At 54.3% G+C, this 15,826-nt stretch carries 16 protein-coding genes; 13 read left to right on the plus strand and 3 right to left on the minus strand.

From position 1 onward, the window contains the following. The first annotated feature begins 17 nt into the window (after positions 1-17). The 3 genes from HMPREF1628_RS02450 to HMPREF1628_RS02455 all read left to right on the plus strand — a co-directional run bounded on the left by HMPREF1628_RS02450 (position 18) and on the right by HMPREF1628_RS02455 (position 2,544). Entirely contained in the window at positions 18-1,571 is a 1,554-nt protein-coding gene (locus HMPREF1628_RS02450; RefSeq protein WP_034507426.1) for a sodium-dependent transporter, read from the plus strand. 2 nt (positions 1,572-1,573) lie between these two features. Further along, positions 1,574-1,717, plus strand: a complete 144-nt coding sequence (locus tag HMPREF1628_RS08810) for a methionine/alanine import family NSS transporter small subunit (RefSeq protein ID WP_084703164.1) — start codon at positions 1,574-1,576, stop codon at positions 1,715-1,717. 71 nt (positions 1,718-1,788) lie between these two features. Further along, positions 1,789-2,544 carry an HAD-IIB family hydrolase gene (locus tag HMPREF1628_RS02455; protein WP_034507427.1) on the plus strand — a complete coding sequence of 252 codons (756 nt, stop codon included), beginning with the start codon at positions 1,789-1,791 and terminating at the stop codon, positions 2,542-2,544. Here HMPREF1628_RS02455 and HMPREF1628_RS02460 read toward each other — a convergent pair. Then, positions 2,536-3,366 carry a TrmH family RNA methyltransferase gene (locus HMPREF1628_RS02460; RefSeq protein ID WP_034507428.1) on the minus strand — a complete coding sequence of 277 codons (831 nt, stop codon included), beginning with the start codon at positions 3,364-3,366 and terminating at the stop codon, positions 2,536-2,538. The genes HMPREF1628_RS02455 and HMPREF1628_RS02460 overlap by 9 nt on opposite strands. A gap of 129 nt (positions 3,367-3,495) precedes the next feature. On the opposite strand from HMPREF1628_RS02460, the gene HMPREF1628_RS02465 reads away from it, so the two are divergent. Then, the gene (locus HMPREF1628_RS02465; RefSeq protein ID WP_052038790.1) at positions 3,496-4,002 is read left to right on the plus strand and encodes a hypothetical protein; all 507 of its coding nucleotides are present in this window, start codon (positions 3,496-3,498) and stop codon (positions 4,000-4,002) included. A gap of 86 nt (positions 4,003-4,088) precedes the next feature. Further along, a complete protein-coding gene (locus HMPREF1628_RS02470) occupies positions 4,089-5,135 on the plus strand; it encodes a quinone-dependent dihydroorotate dehydrogenase (RefSeq protein ID WP_034507430.1) in 1,047 nt (348 codons plus the stop codon). Positions 5,136-5,279: 144 nt separating this feature from the next. On the opposite strand, the gene HMPREF1628_RS02475 is transcribed toward HMPREF1628_RS02470, so the two are convergent. Continuing rightward, complete coding sequence (locus HMPREF1628_RS02475; protein WP_232219360.1) at positions 5,280-5,882, minus strand: DUF3043 domain-containing protein; 603 nt, start codon at positions 5,880-5,882, stop codon at positions 5,280-5,282. Between the two features lie 95 nt (positions 5,883-5,977). Here HMPREF1628_RS02475 and HMPREF1628_RS02480 point away from each other — a divergent pair, with 95 nt between their 5' ends. The 5 genes from HMPREF1628_RS02480 (at position 5,978) to HMPREF1628_RS02500 (ending at position 10,284) form a co-directional block, all read left to right on the plus strand. Continuing rightward, entirely contained in the window at positions 5,978-7,324 is a 1,347-nt protein-coding gene (locus HMPREF1628_RS02480) for a dipeptidase (RefSeq protein ID WP_198030388.1), read from the plus strand. Then, entirely contained in the window at positions 7,321-8,370 is a 1,050-nt protein-coding gene (locus tag HMPREF1628_RS02485; protein ID WP_034507440.1) for a glycerate kinase, read from the plus strand. The genes HMPREF1628_RS02480 and HMPREF1628_RS02485 overlap by 4 nt, the downstream gene beginning before the upstream one ends. Before the next feature lie 77 nt (positions 8,371-8,447). Beyond that, on the plus strand, positions 8,448-8,792 hold the full coding sequence (gene erpA / locus HMPREF1628_RS02490; RefSeq protein ID WP_034507442.1) for an iron-sulfur cluster insertion protein ErpA: 345 nt from the start codon (positions 8,448-8,450) through the stop codon (positions 8,790-8,792). Between the two features lie 21 nt (positions 8,793-8,813). Further along, the gene (locus HMPREF1628_RS02495; RefSeq protein ID WP_052038791.1) at positions 8,814-9,806 is read left to right on the plus strand and encodes an FKBP-type peptidyl-prolyl cis-trans isomerase; all 993 of its coding nucleotides are present in this window, start codon (positions 8,814-8,816) and stop codon (positions 9,804-9,806) included. A gap of 82 nt (positions 9,807-9,888) precedes the next feature. Then, positions 9,889-10,284 carry a hypothetical protein gene (locus HMPREF1628_RS02500; RefSeq protein WP_034507444.1) on the plus strand — a complete coding sequence of 132 codons (396 nt, stop codon included), beginning with the start codon at positions 9,889-9,891 and terminating at the stop codon, positions 10,282-10,284. Between the two features lie 62 nt (positions 10,285-10,346). Here the strand turns inward: HMPREF1628_RS02500 and HMPREF1628_RS02505 are convergent, their stop codons facing one another. Next, positions 10,347-12,044, minus strand: coding sequence for an exonuclease domain-containing protein (locus HMPREF1628_RS02505; protein WP_052038792.1), 1,698 nt, complete (start codon positions 12,042-12,044; stop codon positions 10,347-10,349). A 156-nt stretch (positions 12,045-12,200) separates the two neighbouring features. Between HMPREF1628_RS02505 and HMPREF1628_RS02510 the strand changes: the two genes are divergently transcribed. From HMPREF1628_RS02510 to HMPREF1628_RS02520, 3 genes are all read left to right on the plus strand, one after another. Further along, positions 12,201-13,019: a lysophospholipid acyltransferase family protein gene (locus HMPREF1628_RS02510; RefSeq protein WP_034507446.1), complete on the plus strand. Its 819-nt coding sequence runs from the start codon at positions 12,201-12,203 to the stop codon at positions 13,017-13,019. Between the two features lie 101 nt (positions 13,020-13,120). After that, the gene (locus tag HMPREF1628_RS02515) at positions 13,121-14,344 is read left to right on the plus strand and encodes a pyrophosphate--fructose-6-phosphate 1-phosphotransferase (protein ID WP_034507448.1); all 1,224 of its coding nucleotides are present in this window, start codon (positions 13,121-13,123) and stop codon (positions 14,342-14,344) included. Positions 14,345-14,422: 78 nt separating this feature from the next. Continuing rightward, positions 14,423-15,778, plus strand: a complete 1,356-nt coding sequence (locus HMPREF1628_RS02520; RefSeq protein WP_156956844.1) for a class II 3-deoxy-7-phosphoheptulonate synthase — start codon at positions 14,423-14,425, stop codon at positions 15,776-15,778. Positions 15,779-15,826 lie beyond the last annotated feature (48 nt).

The raw sequence follows: 15,826 nt of genomic DNA on the forward strand, positions 1-15,826 counted from the left end.
AAGTGCAAGGAGATAAAATGTCTAAAAATACTGGACCTGTCGAGACAAATAGTGCTTCGCGCGATCACTGGACTGGTCAATATGGTTTCTTGATGGCCGCAATTGGTTCTGCAATCGGCCTGGGTAATATTTGGCGCTTTCCTGGAGTTGCCTATTCGAATGGCGGAGGGGCGTTTATCCTCCCGTATCTAATCGCACTGCTATTCGTTGGCATTCCCGTACTGTTTCTCGATTACAGCCTGGGGCACAAGTATCGCGGCTCCGCACCGCTGACGTTTAAACGTCTGCACTCCAAGGCGGAAAGCCTCGGCTGGTTCCAGGTAATGGTTTCGTTCATTATTACCGTCTACTACGCAATGATCGTGGCATGGGCGATGATGTACGCAATCTATTCGGTTCGCCTCGCCTGGGGTGAAGACACCACCAGCTTTTTCGTTTCAGACTTTTTGCAGGCAAGTGGTGACCTCATCAGCTTTAAGCCAGTTCTGAGCATACTTATCCCATTGGTTGTTCTTTGGCTCTTCGTCCTCTTTATTCTCGGACGCGGTGTCTCCAAGGGCGTTGAGCGTTTGAATAGGGTTTTCCTCCCACTATTGGTGGTCCTGTTCCTCATTATGGTGGTGCGTGCTCTGTTCTTGCCGGGCGCTCTGGAGGGCTTGAACGCGTTCTTCACTCCGGACTGGTCCGCACTCTTTGATGCCAACGTTTGGCTTGCGGCAGTAAGTCAGATCTTCTTCTCATTGTCCATCGCTTTTGGCATCATGCTTACCTACGCCTCTTACCTGCCGCGCAAGGCAAACCTGGCTGGCACGGGCCTTGTTGCTGGATTCGCTAACTCCTCGTTCGAGATCCTTGCGGGTATCGGCGTGTTTGCAACCCTCGGTTTCATGGCGAATCAGCAGGGCGTTGGGCTAAACGAGCTTAAAGGTATTACGGGCGTTGGTCTTTCCTTCATGACCTTCCCCGCAATCATTAACCAGATGCCTGGTGGTCCACTGTTTGGCGTCTTGTTCTTCATCTCGCTCGTCCTAGCTGGTATCACTTCACTTTTGTCGCTACTCCAAGTGGTGTCGGGCGCATTCCAGGACAAGTTCGGATACTCGGCCCGAAAAGCTGCAGTTACTGTGGGTGCGGTCGCGGGGGTAGTTTCAGTGGTCCTATTCTCTACTACCACCGGCCTGAACACGCTTGACGTGGTGGACGCATTCATCAATAACGTGGGTGTCGTGTTCTCAGCGATCGTGATGACACTACTTGCCTACTTCGCAGTTCCGAAGGTTCGGGCGCTGCGTAAGCACCTGAACCTCGCCTCCGCTGTTCCTGTTCCCGCGGCGTGGGACTGGATAGTTGGCCTGGTTACGCCCGCACTTCTCGCAGTGATGCTATTCCAAGCTCTAATCGGATATGTCACCGAAGGATATGGGGATTGGAGCGCAGGAAGTCTCAACGTCCTAATATTCGGCTGGGGAACCATCGCTGTGGCCGTGATCGGCGCGTTCATTTTGACGAAATTACCTTGGCGTGAAGCCAAGCACGAAGACGTTATCAAGTTCAAGGGAGAGGAAGACTAAACATGGAACCAGCATCGATTATCCTCATGGTTCTAACCATCCTCGTAGTGTGGGGAGGCCTCGTTGCCTCCGTAGTGGCACTACAAAGATCTGACATTCCAGAGCCGGAGATCGAAGGTGAGCCTACAGGTGCGCTAACCGACTAGTTTCCCGCTTAGCGAAGAGTTGCTTAAGATGGTGGCAGTTTTGCCACCATCTTTTGCATTTTGGGAGAGTTATGCAGCTAAAGCTCGTAGCGTTTGACCTGGACGACACGCTCGCGCCCTCGAAATCGAGTTTGCCGGGCGAGGTTGGGAAGTGCTTGCGCCGGCTCCTGGATAGGGCGCAAGTGTTAGTAATCTCCGGAGGCAATCTGGAGCAGTTCCAAACTCAGTTGCTTTCGAACCTGTTTGCGAGTGAGGAACAGATGAGCCGCCTGCACCTGATGCCAACGTGTGGAACGCGCTACTACCGGCGCGAAAATGGCATCTGGCAGGCGCAATACGCGCATGACCTGGACGAAACGACCAAGCGCGATGCCATAACCACCTTGGAAAAATGCGCTAAAGAACTTGGCTTGTGGGAAGATAATCCCGCCGGTGACATTATCGAAGACCGTGGTAGTCAGATCACGTATTCAGCTCTTGGCCAGCAGGCACCATTGGAAGCAAAGAGGGCTTGGGACCCCACTGGAGAGAAGAAGGCGCGGTTGCGCGATGCGGTTGCCGTGCAACTGCCTGATCTTGAGGTTCGCTCGGGTGGATCAACCTCGGTGGACGTCACCATGAAAGGCGTGGATAAAGCCTACGGGATGGCCAAAATCATGGAGCAAACAGGACTGGCGATAGATCAGATAGTGTTTGTTGGGGATCGTCTTGACCCGCAGGGCAACGACTACCCCGTAAAGAAAGCAGGTTTCGAAACCATTTCTGTGAGTGGGTGGCAGGACACGGTGGGTGTTATTGAGCGCCTGATTGAAACCCGGTTAACTTAAGCGGCGCGTTGCCCAAAACGCAACCGCACTGGCCGCCGCTACATTGAGCGAATCCACGCCGTGACTCATCGGGATCATAACGGAGCTGTCAGCTGCGCGGATAGTGCGCTCCTTCAAGCCGTACCCCTCTGAACCAAGAATCCAAGCAACCTTCATCTCGGGATTGAGCTTTACGCGTTGCTCAAAGTCGTCGAGACGAACCGTGTTTTCCCCCAATGCGAGAGCAGCAACGTGGAATCCGAGGTCATGGAGCGGTCTCATATCGGGCCATGTTTCAAGCCGAGTCCACGGCACTTGAAAAACCGACCCCATAGATACTCTCACAGAGCGGCGATACAAAGGATCCGCGCAGCTTGGCGTTACGAGCACTGCATCCACATCGAGAGCCGCTGCCGAGCGGAAAATAGCCCCCACATTCTTGTGGTCCACGATGTCTTCGATGATTGCAATGCGATGCGCATCTGCGATTACCTCTTGGACGGGCGCCAACTGGCGCCTGTGCATGGCCGCCATTGCACTGCGATGTAGGTGGAACCCAGTGATCTGCTCCAGTACATCCTCACTCGCTACAAAAACGGGAACATCTTTGCCTTCGGGTCCCAATCTCGTCAGGGTTTCCTGCATTGAGTCCAGCCATTTTTCTGGAATTAGGAAAGATCGAGGTTTGTAGCCGGCCTCTAGAGCGCGTTCGATTACGTTCTTAGATTCGGCCATAAAAAGCCCGAGTTCTGGTTCCAAACGGGACCGCAATTTAACGTCCGTAAGTGACGTGTAATCCAAAAGTCGCTGGTCGCTAAGGTCGTCTACTGCAATGATCACCATGCCATTATCGCATCTTCCGCTTATCCCCAAGACTCTCAGTGTCCGCGCATCCACACCTGCCATTTGATTGAACTGTTAGGTAAGTAGGTTGCGGTCAGCATTAAGACGTCCATACGAAAGGAGCAATAAATGCTGGTTGAAGAACAATCGGGCTGGACAACCAAAATTGGGATAAAGCGGATCTTGGAGCCGTACATGGTTTGTATGGAAAGTGAGTGGACGGGGGAGGAGCTAGAAAGCTTTGTTCCGTTTCACGGTCTGGGTGCGAGCGCGGCAGAAAGACTCTTAAAACTGTTACCGAGTCAGCAGTTGGACGGACGGCAAAACTATGGGCCAACTACGCTACAACTGTTGCAGGCAGCAGTTGCCCACCCGGGCCAGGTAGAACTGGTGGGTTACGCGATCGGCCCCACGCGCCCCGATGAGCGCGTCAGTATCGAGGGGTTTGTCTACTACGGTGCGCCAGATTTCCACGTTGAGGCGTTCCACGAAACCTCTTGTGAATGTGACGCCTTGTGGGAGTACTTAGAGCGCGAACTTGGTTTAGATTCGGCCCTTGATCGCCCCGACGAAATAACGAAGATAAGGCCATCTTGGAACCCGGGCCGAGAAGGCTGGTGGGTCTGGTGGGATTAATCGCCACCTATACCGCGTCTGCCAGGCACATCTTGAGTGGTTCCCGCCGTGGTCTATGCCGAGCCTTGCCAATGTAAGCTAGGAGCGTGTACAGGTGGATTTTTGATTACGGTCTGGTTCATACCGACCCAGAGATAGCGCACGAAGTAGCAATCAAAGCGATTGAACTGGCTGGCTCAAACCCGGTTACAAGAGCTGGCATGGGAATGGTGTTTGACCATTCTGACACCTCCGTGCCCGTGGGTGCTACATTCTTGCCGCGCAGGCTAAAAGGCAGGCTCGGACTTGCCGCTGGAATGGACAAAAATGCGCTCGCGGTCGAGGGCATGGCGGCAATGGGATTCGGTTTCTTAGAAATCGGAACGGTAACCCCCCGTCCGCAACCAGGCAACGATAAGCCCAGGCTATGGCGACTGCCCGAGTCTCGCGAAATCCGCAACCGGATGGGTTTTAACAACGATGGCGTGGAGGCTGTGAAACAGCGCCTAAAGAAGCTGCGTTCAACCCCTTCCGGCAGACAGATTGTTGTGGGCGCAAATATTGGCAAGAACAAGGTGACAGCTAACGAGGACGCGGCAACTGATTACGAGATCTGCGCCCGCGAGCTAGCGCGTTTTGTTGATTTCTTAGTGATCAATGTGTCCTCGCCCAACACTCCGGGACTTCGCAGCCTGCAATCTGCCAAGACGCTTCGGCCAATCATCGAGACCACCCTGCAGGCCGCCCGCGAAGCCGCCCGTAGAGATGTGCCCGTGTTTGTGAAGATTGCACCTGATCTTGCAAATGAGGACATCCTCGAAGTTGCCGATCTTGCCAAAGAACTTGGCCTTGCAGGCGTAGTGGCCGCTAATACGACGATTAATCACACTTTGGGAGAAGGCGGCGTATCTGGCCCAAGGTTATTGCAACGCGGCCTCGAGATCGTAAAAATGCTGCGTGAACATTTGGATCCGGAGCAAACAATCATCGCAGTAGGCGGAATTTCCACACCGGAGGATGCCCTGGCATACCTTGACGCAGGAGCGGATCTTTTGGAAGCGTTCACCGCGTATATCTACGAGGGGCCCGCCTGGCCCGGCAAAATCAACCGCGCGATAGCAAGAGAGCTCGGGGAAGGTGCCTACGCCAAATAAAGACTGCGCGGGGCAGGGCGCGCGCTCCATAGCTGGGTTAGGGCCGTGTTCAGAAAGGTACGCAGCTGCAAAACAACACGAGAAACCCTAATAAAATGTTGAGGTTCCCAATCGGGTGGGAACCTCAACATTACATTTATGCACTTACTTTTCCGGATGCTCGCCGCGCTTGACCTGAGGCCTAGGCTGGCGCCACCGGCGAAGCATGATCATGCGGGAGAACGTGTAGAACCAGTTACGAATCCACGGTTCGTTCGGCCACTTTTTTGCCGCGATCTTCTTGATCTGCATGTTGATGAGGATCGACTCAAACACCGAGAAAATCAACATGCCGTATGTTAGGTAAGTGACTACCTGGACAACCAACGCGGCTGTTTCAGGTGTGGTTAGCCTTGCCAGGAAAATCATCGAGAACATAGCAATGATCAAAACCAGCATCATCGGAAGTACGAACTCAGCCAAGGTCCAACGCGCATCCACGTAGTCACGTGTGAACCGGCGGATCCTGCCCTTGTCACGGGCCGGCATGTAGCGTTCGTCGCCGGTTTCCATTGCGCGCTGCTGGCGCTCCCATAGAGCGTTTTCACGTTCGCGACGGCGGCGCTTAGCTTCGCGACGATCCTTCGGGATCATGGGGCGACGGTTCGCGGCCTCAGCCTCTTTACGACTTCTGGTGGGACGACCCTTGCCAACTACCTCGTGAGCCTGATCGCCAGAGTGATCCTTAGACTTTTCTTTTCCAAACACGCTTCCAACTGTACCGCAGGGCATCTGAAGGCCTAAATAACAGGCCGACAATAGCAATATTGCCGAATAGTTCCAAGGTGTTTAACGTAAGGAGGGTGAATATCAAACAGCGACTTGAAGATCAGTTCGACCAGTTCGTGCGCGAACTCGAAGACATCGTCCGTATCCCCTCCGTTTCCTCGGCCTCCTTTGATCAATCAGAAGTTGAGCGCTGCGCAAAACACGTGGCGTCGAGGTTCGAAAGCCTCGGCTTAGAGGCGCAAATCCTGCGCGCTCCGCGGCCCGATGGGACCGATGGAGCTCCTGCCGTGGTTGCGAAAACGCCAAGAATCGAGGGAGCGCCAACAGTTTTGCTGTACGCCCATCACGACGTTCAGCCAGGCGGAGATCCTGACAAATGGACCGGTAGCCCGTTTGAGCCGCAAATTCGGGATGGTCGTCTCTATGGTCGCGGCTCTTCTGATGATGGAGCAGGCATCGTTGTTCACCTCGGCTCGCTGAGCTTGCTCAGTGATCAACTCCCCGTAAACGTAACCGTTTACATCGAGGGCGAGGAAGAGGTTGGCTCTCCCTCGTTTGAAAACTTCCTCACTAAGTACCACAAGCAGCTCGAAGCTGACTACATCATCGTTACCGATTCCGATAACTGGAAGCCAGGCAAGCCCGCATTGACTTCTTCGCTGCGCGGTGTAATCGATGCAACCGTAACGGTTCGTATGACCGATCACGCGATGCATTCGGGCATGTGGGGAGGTCCCGTCCTCGATTCCATTACCGCGGCATCGCACCTAATTTCCACATTCCATAATGACGCTGGCGAGGTTGCTATTGCCGGCCTTGGCGGTAGTAAGAGTGCGGATGTGGTGTACGACGAGGCGGAGTTTAGGGCTGAGGCCGGCCTGCTAGAGGGAGTTCGCATCGCCGGGTCTGGAGATCTTGCGTCGCGTATGTGGACACAGCCCGCAGTGTCGATCATTGGTCTCGATGCGACCTCGGTTGCACACTCGTCAAACACCATTTGGCCCGAGACTAAGTTCAAGGTTTCGGTACGCACTGTGCCAGGCACAGACGGTAGGGAAGCCATGGCGACACTTGAGCGCCACATCATGGAAAACCGTCCGTTTGGGGCCGTTGTTGAGTTTGAGGCCGGTGAGATCGGCCCGGGCTACCAGGCAGACCTCGAGTCGGATGCGGCGAAAATCGCGCATGAGGCTTTGTCGCAGGCGTGGGGAGTGCCATCGGTAAACATTGGCGTGGGTGGTTCAATCCCGTTCATCTCTACGTTCCAAGAACAGTTTCCGGGCGCGCAAGTGATAGTCACTGGCGTTGAAGATCCGCTTACCAACGCGCACTCTGAAAACGAATCACAGGATTTGAACGATCTGAAGAACGCTATCTTGGCCGAAGCGCTAATGCTGCAAAAGTTTGCGGAGAAGGCGTGACATACACGTTCAACCACGTCGTGGTTGCCGGTGAACAGGCCGTCCTCGAAAGTAAGGATATAGCGAACATAATCGCCACCATTTTCGAGGGTGCCGTGTCTGCTACCGCGATTGACCTCGACACGGCTCACGCGGCTACCAATCTGGCCGCGATGGGGATGCACGTCTGTGCTAGGGAACAGTTGGGCAACGTGCAGGCTTGGGCGGCCGAAGGCAAAACCACCTGGGTGGTGGCGGGTCATGAGGAACCATCCGCGAATCCGGTTACCTCGTTGCCACAAAGCTCGACGAAGAATGCCGAGATCGGTGCAATCGGAACCCTGATGGAGCTGGCCGGCGTTCCTGCCAAGAGAGCATTTGCATCTGTGGCAGAGGTCAGCGCAGCCATCGGGACGGAAATTGAAGGCGAGGCGGGCGCCGTCTGGTTCGAAAACCACGACCTCCTAGCACAGGTGCGCTTTCGCGCGCTAAATAGCATTGGTAACCGTAACCTCACGGTTGCAAGTGCTACCGAGCGCCCATTACTGGGATTGGACTCAACATTGGCGCAGGGGCCTACCGGCAGTGCATTGGACACGGTTGGGCAACAGGCCGTGCGTGGATTGACGTCGTTCTACCAGAAGCTGAGTGATATTGGTCAAGCTGAACAGCTAGCGCCTAGCTCAACCTCGTTCGCGCGCGCGGTTGGTTCAGGAGCGGGACTTGGTATTGGCGCTCTTGCGCTAGGGCTACGCGGACAGCTAACCAGTCTGGCGGAAGTCTTGGCAGAAGCGTTTGATTTACGTAAACAAATCGCCCAGGCCGACCTGGTGGTCGGAGTAATCGACACTCTCCACCCGCAAACCATCGCGGACTCGCCAATTCGGATGCTGGGTTCTCTAGCCGCTGAATACGCCCTACCTTGCATTGTTTTCACACATGAAAGCTCCCTGTCTAATCACGAGTTATCCGAGTGGGGTATCCATCAGGCGTACGTGATCGGTAGGGGCCGCGCGGACAGTGATGTTAGCCGCATATTGGCCGGAACGTGGATCAGAAAGAGGTAACCCGAGCGGTGCGAGATGCCAGTCCCACCCGGTTCGGATTAGAGTAAGCACTGTTACGCACAAGCGATAGGAAGAATATGTCTGACGAATTTCCAACTCATGAGATTGAGCTGACCGAGAACGCGGCCGCAAAGGTAAAGAGCCTGCTTGAACAGGAAGGTCGAGATGACCTTCGTCTGCGCGTGTCGGTTTCGCCGGGTGGTTGCTCCGGCCTCATCTACTCGCTGTACTTTGACGAGCGAATCCTAGATGGGGATCACATTCGCGACTTTGATGGTGTTGAAGTGATTGTGGACCGCATGTCCGTGCCCTACCTCAACGGTTCAACCATTGACTTTTTTGACACGATTGAGCGCCAGGGCTTCACTATCGAGAACCCGAATGCAACCGGCACTTGCGCGTGCGGTGAGTCTTTCCACTAAATCGCCATTTAGGAACCAACTGTGAAACGTAAACTCTTATCTTTAGCTTTGGCTACTACTCTTACCGCGGGTATGCTCACTGCTTGCTCAGATGATGCGGGCAAAACGCAACCTAGTGAAACTGGTGAAACCACTGCATCCACCACGGCCTCAGACGAAGTGCCGGTTGATCGCAATTACGATGGAGAAATTCCTGAAATCGGTGGTGAGTGGGGTAAGAGCGTTACTTTCACTGCTGCTAATGGGCCAGAACCTGACGTAGTTGTCGCAAAAACTCTCATCGAGAGCTCTGGTGATGAGGTTGGAGCCGATGACATAGTCGCTGCGCACTACCATGGCATGCTGTGGGATGGCACGGTGTTTGACTCAACGTTTGACCGCGCCCCCGAGGGGAAGAATTCTGAACCCCTTGTGTTTAGTCTCAACCAGGTTATTAAGGGATGGAAGCACGGCCTTGCAGGCCAGCGCGTTGGCGATCGTGTTGAGCTCGTTATTCCGGCTGCCTACGGATATGGCGAAGCCGGTGCGGGAGATAAGATTCCGGGAGGCGCCACCCTGGTATTTGTGGTTGATCTGGTAGGAAAGCTTGATCCCACCGACACGTCCGCCCTTGAAAACGCGAAAATGACGGACAATAGGCCGCCTGCTGGACTTTCAATCGAGGGGCCGCTAGGGATGAAGCCAACTATCGCGTTTGACCATGACGCGAAGGCTCCCACTGAGGCTACGGCCATTGAACTGGCAGCGGGTAGTGGGCCGAAGATCGCCGCGAATGACGCGGTTAGCTACCACATCACCGGATCCCAGTGGGGCAAAGGTGATGATGCCGAATCAACTTGGGACATGGGGCTCGCAGAATACTCGCAACAGGCGATTGGGAACACCCTAGGTTTTGCAAATATGAGCGTTGGAAGTCGTGTTCTTGTGATTCATCCAGATACCCAGAATCCCGAAAACGCGATGGTGTTCGTAGTTGAAATTACGGGCGCTATGGACGTTTCGCCCGTTCAATAGCGCCGGTTTGTAACCGCCGCCAAGGCCAATACAATAAAGTATTAGTTAGCTCGCGCAGAGTTTAGTTTCATAGGAGAAAGACATGTCTCAAACGGGTGAGAAGGAAGCGAACAAGATCCTTCTCTACAGCGACAATTCCGAGTTCCGCGGTAACGTAATCGAAGCGGTTGGTGTACGCCCCGGTGCGGGCATGCCAAAGGTGGAGTGGGTTGAGGCTGCCACCGAAGATGGCGCTGTAATGAAGTACAAAGAGGGAGAGTTCGACCTCCTCATCCTCGACGGTGAAACCCAAAAGGTAGGCGCGATGGCCCTGTTGCGCCGTCTGGAGGTTGAGTTCGACAACCTGCCTCCCTCGATTACGATTCTTGCTCGTCAGCAAGATTCTTGGATCGCTAAGTTCTCGGGCACTACGAAGATGTTGTACTACCCGATTGATCCGATCGAATTACAAGAGACGGTAGCGCAGCTACTTTCCTAACGGTTATTACTTGTGGGCGACTGTGAATGAACAGTCGCCCACAAGTAATTTTCGTCCAGATGTTATAGGCGATCGGGACGAGGCCGAGGAATGTTTTCGAAGCGGGGGAACTCCTTCAAGTCTGAGTCGACTGGCCAGGCCCACGGATCGGGTGAATTCCATTCGATTAGCCGCGCACCGGGCTCGAGAAGGCTACGGGTGATCACGCGAACCTCTTCCCAGGAGGAGTAGGCTAAGTGCACGCTGGTTTCAGGTAGCGGCTCAAGCTGCTCGAGCTTGTTAACCCACGGCGCTGGCGACGTGAGCGGGGGAGTTGCTACGGAGGTTAGGAGTCTGCCTCGAGATGCTGCGTGAATCTGCCACCCTCCGCCGGGCAAGTAATGAGCCCAGATAATTTTTGTAGCTCGAGCAATCAGGGCCGTGTCTCGTGCCCGCTCTACACCCTGGATGTAATACGAAAAGTAATCGCGGATGCGGGCTGCAAGTTCAAAGTGGGACTGGTCTGAAAAGTCAGCCATTCGCCCCAGCAGGTTTTGAGAAACAATCTGCCCGCGTCCTTCCAAACACATTCTTGCGAGTTTGACATCTGGGGCAGCCACTTCTCGCAGGGGAATGTCTGAAAATGGCGCGAATTCACCGCCCAACGCCAACAAGATTGCCTCGCGGGCTTTGAGGGTGTGGGTGACTCGTCGATACGGACCAAGAGCCTGCGGGGCTAGATCGGAAGAAATCGTGTGCGAGGTTTTTAGCATCCCGTCTTCCATGATTAGCCACGCTGTTTCGAATTGGTGGCGCGAAGCAGCGTTGAAGGGTGGCTGTTCTTCTGCGATGGCACGCAGTTCGAGAACTCTGGCCTCAAGCTCACTGGCGCAAACTTCGATGCGCACAGATTCTACTCGCTCGAGCATAGAGTGGATTCGACGCCGCTTTTCTGAAGCGGAAAAATACGAGCGAACGCGCGAGCGCAGGTTGGTTGCCGAACCGATGTAGAGCACCAGGCCATCGGCAGACACGAATCGATATAGTCCAGGTTTTGCAGGCAGATCTTTCGCGATCGAAACTTTTTGTCGGTGACGGTACGGCACACTTTGTGCGGCGACCATGAGGTCTTCAAAGTCGGTGGCCCCCAGTTTTCCAAGCTCGTTCACCAGGCCGGAAAACACGTGTGCAGTAGCAGTTGCGTCCGAAAGGGCGCGGTGAGCGCCGTCGTTCGAAATCTTGAAATGACGTACCAGCGTACCCAGTCGATGATTCGAAATAAGAGGGCGAGGGAGTACTGTACGGGCAAGCGCGAGGGTATCTACTACTTTCGGGCGCGGCCACTCGATGCCTGCGCCGGCCGCTGCTCGCGTTAAGAAACCGCAGTCAAATGAGGCATTGTGAGCAATCAAAATGCTGCTTTCAAGTTGCGCAAAGGCCAGAAATTGGCGAATAGCCTCATCTGGATGTGGGGCATCAGTCACCATCAGATTGGTGATTCCAGTCAGTGCGGTGATTTTAGGAGGAATCTCCATCTGCGGATTTACGAGGGTATTAAAAGTATCTACGACCTCACCATTTTTTACACGGACCGCACCGATCTCGGTGATCTGCGAGTCGGTTCCAAGCCCGGTGGTTTCAAGGTCAACCACCACGTAATCGCGACGCCAAACGGAGCCTACGAAGTCGTTTGTGTCGCTTCCACTATTGGGGAATGAGGTTGGACCGCAGGTATGCGATAGGCTGCGGCTAATATTGCTTTCGCCGACGCGCCTGACCATCACGAACCCCTTTTTGAAATCTAACCTCCTAAGCGTATCGGATGGTGGGAGCAAGATGACACTATGGGGCGGAAGATGTCAACGCGTCATAAACTGTGAGGACGGGTACTAGACTGAATATTTAGTGTTGCATTTGAATCCAACCGGGAGGAAAGCGTGCTTTACCAGGTACTCAAAACAGGATTTGGACCTTTACTGAAGGCTTTCTATCGTCCTTGGATTCGCGGAAAAGAGAATATTCCCGCCACTGGCCCAGCTATCCTGGCTTCGAATCACCTAGCTGTGTTTGACTCGGTGTTCTTGCCCCTTATGATCGATCGCGAGGTCGTGTTTATGGGAAAGTCCGATTACTTTACCGGCACAGGGCTGAAAGGCAGGGCAACTGCGAAGTTTATGAGGGCAGTTGGCACGATTCCGGTTGATCGATCGTCTGGTAAAGCAGCGGAGGCCGCGTTGCATACGGGGCTGGCACGTCTGCAGGAAAATGAGCTGTTTGGTATCTATCCGGAGGGCACGCGTAGTCCGGATGGCAAACTTTACCGCGGCAAGGTGGGGGTTGCTCGCCTCGCTCTTGAATCGGGTGCCCCCGTTATTCCAGTTGCGATGATCGGAACAAACATTGCCCAGCCCATCGGGCAGAAGATCCCTAGTCGCCACCGAGTGGGCATCGTTATTGGTGAACCATTGGATTTCTCCCGCTACCGCGGCCTTGCCAAAGATCGATACACGCTTCGCGCTGTTACCGATGAGATCATGTACAACCTCATGACTCTTTCCGGACAGGAATACGTGGATCTTTACGCTGCTGATGTTAAGGCTCAGTTGGCTAAGGAAGGAAAGTTTGCCGGACCCGTTCCTGCCGGAGCGAAGGCGCCGGGCGGTCGCGAAGTTCCTGATGTCAGCGTTCCTGAACCCACGGAGGATGACGAGGTTGTTGATCTTTCCAAGAAGCTAAAAGAAGACGAGAAAGACTAAGCGATAGGGAAAGCGGCCCTAAAAATCTTCAAAAGATTTTCAATGTAGACTTGGTGTGTGCATTGCTGCGCAAACCAGTTTTCTAGGTGAAAGGTTCTTAGATGTCAGTCAAGCGAGTTGCTCTGCTAACTGCCGGTGGATTTGCACCGTGCCTGTCCTCTGCAGTTGGAGGACTGATTGAGCGCTACAACGAACTAGACCCAACGATCGAAATCATTGCCTACCAACACGGTTATCACGGTCTTCTGACTGGAACCTACGTGACCGTCACTCCGGAAGCTCGTAAGAAGGCAAGTTTACTCCACGAGTTCGGCGGCTCCCCGATTGGTAACTCCCGTGTAAAGCTGACGAACGCTAAGGACTTGGTGAAGCGGGGCCTCGTTAAGGAAGGCGAAGATCCGCTGAAGGTTGCTGCTGAACGCCTGCGTGCAGATCACGTGGACGTGCTGCACACGATTGGTGGAGACGACACGAACACCACAGCTGCGGATCTTGCGCACTACCTCCATGACAACGATTACGAACTCACCGTTGTTGGTCTGCCTAAGACTATTGATAATGACGTTATTCCAATCAGGCAGTCGCTGGGAGCCTGGACTGCAGCCGAGCAGGCCTCCATTTTTGCCCGCAACATTATTGGCGAGCACCGCTCGAACCCGCGCATGCTGATTATCCATGAGGTCATGGGTCGTAACTGTGGCTATCTAACGGCCGCTGCTGCATACGATTACCGCAAGTGGTGGAAGCAGCAGGAATGGGCTCCCGAGCTGGGACTCATGAAGGAACGCTGGGACATCCACGCTGTATTTGTTCCGGAAGATCACGTTGAGATCGAGCGCGAGGCTGAGCGTCTGCGCGCCATCATGGACAAGTACGGCAACGTAAACATCTTCCTGTCCGAGGGTGCTGGTGTAGCAGAAATCGTTCGCGAGATGGAAGAAAACGGTGAAGAAGTACAGCGCGATCCGTTTGGTCACGTCAAGCTTGACACCATCAACCCGGGCGAGTGGTTTGCTAAGCAGTTCGCCAAGCTGATTGGCGCCGAGAAGGTAATGGTTCAAAAGTCCGGCTACTTCTCGCGTTCGGCGAAGGCTAACCAGGATGATCTGCGCCTCATTAAGTCGATGACCGATTACGCGGTACAGTGCGCGCTTGAGGGCACGTCCGGTGTTATCGGCCACGACGAGGAGGACGGCGATCGCCTAAAGGCTATTGCGTTCAAGCGCATTGCCGGTGGTAAGAAATTCGACATTAACACTCCGTGGTTCCAGGAGATGATGGCTGAGATCGGTGAGCGTGTATCGCCGGCTCCGTCGGTCGACTAACGTTAAGGGTTCTCGGCGCGCATTCCAGCTTGCGGGATGCGCGCCGAACTTTTACCTGAAAGGTTTACCCTAAGGCATATGATTACGGATCAGAGTTTCCCGTGGAATTCATGGCGTATCTTCCCGGCTGCGCAACAGCCACAGTATCCCGACCTTGACCATCTGAAGGCAGTTACCGCCAAGCTGCGCAAGCGGCCACCTCTGGTGTTTGCCGGCGAGGCCGATTCCTTACGTGAACAAATGGGACGCGCTGCTCGCGGTGAAGCTTTTGTACTGATGGGCGGGGACTGTGCAGAAACGTTTGACGGTTCTACTGCCGATCAGATCCGTTTAAAAATCCAAACTCTGTTGCAAATGTCGGTTGTACTGACATATGGCGCATCCCTACCAGTTGTTAAGGTGGGGCGAATCGCCGGCCAGTATGCGAAGCCACGGTCTTCTGATACCGAGACGCGCGATGGCAAGGTTTTGCCCTCATACCGGGGCGACGCGGTGAATGATATTGCGTTCACCGAGGAAGCAAGAGTAGCTAATCCGGAGCGTTTGCTGGAAACCTACCAGCAGTCCGCTGCCTCGCTTAATCTAATTCGCGCATTCACCAAGGGTGGTTACGCGGACATGCGTCGCGTCCACACTTGGAACCGCGGTTTCACTAAGAATCCAGCGTACGCACGCTATGAGGCACTCGCTAGCGAGATTCATCGTGCAATCATGTTCATTGAGGCGGCAGGCGCTGACTTTGATGGTCTAAAGGTTGTGGATCTGTATTCTGCACACGAGGCGCTTTTGCTCGAGTACGAGGCGGCGCTAACCCGTATTGATTCGCGTTCAGGGGAGCTGTACAACACTTCCGGTCACTTCCTGTGGATTGGGGAGCGCACTCGCCAGCTCGACGGTGCTCACATTGAGTTGCTTCGCGAGGTTCGTAACCCGGTTGGTGTAAAGATTGGTCCGACGGTCACACCGGAGGAGGTAATCGGCATTATCGACAAGCTAAATCCTCAAGGGGAAGAAGGCCGTCTTACTTTCATTACCCGTATGGGGGCAGATAAGATCCGCGATGTTCTTCCAAGTATTGCGAGTGCTGTTGCGCTCGATGGGCGTCCGGTTGTATGGATTACCGATCCGATGCACGGAAACACAATCGAAACTGCGACGGGTGTGAAGACCCGTGACTTCGACACCATCATGAACGAGGTGGAAGGCTTTTTTGAGGTCTTGTACGAAAATGCTATGGTGCCAGCTGGTCTGCACATTGAGTTAACCGGTGATGATGTGACCGAGGTGCTGGGCGGTTCGGAGAATCTGGACGAGCTGCGTTTGAATGAGCGCTACGAGACGCGAGTGGATCCAAGGCTAAATCACCAGCAATCTCTAGAGATCGCTTTCCGCGTAGCGGAGTTACTGCGTCGAAGCGAAAACCTCGATGAGTAGGTAGAGCCGAGCTTTAAACTTTTGGGGGAGCAATCCGGGTTGGATTGC

Origin of the sequence: Actinomyces sp. S4-C9, assembly GCF_000758775.1 — a bacterium.
GTDB classification, from domain to species: Bacteria; Actinomycetota; Actinomycetes; order Actinomycetales; family Actinomycetaceae; genus Gleimia; species Gleimia europaea.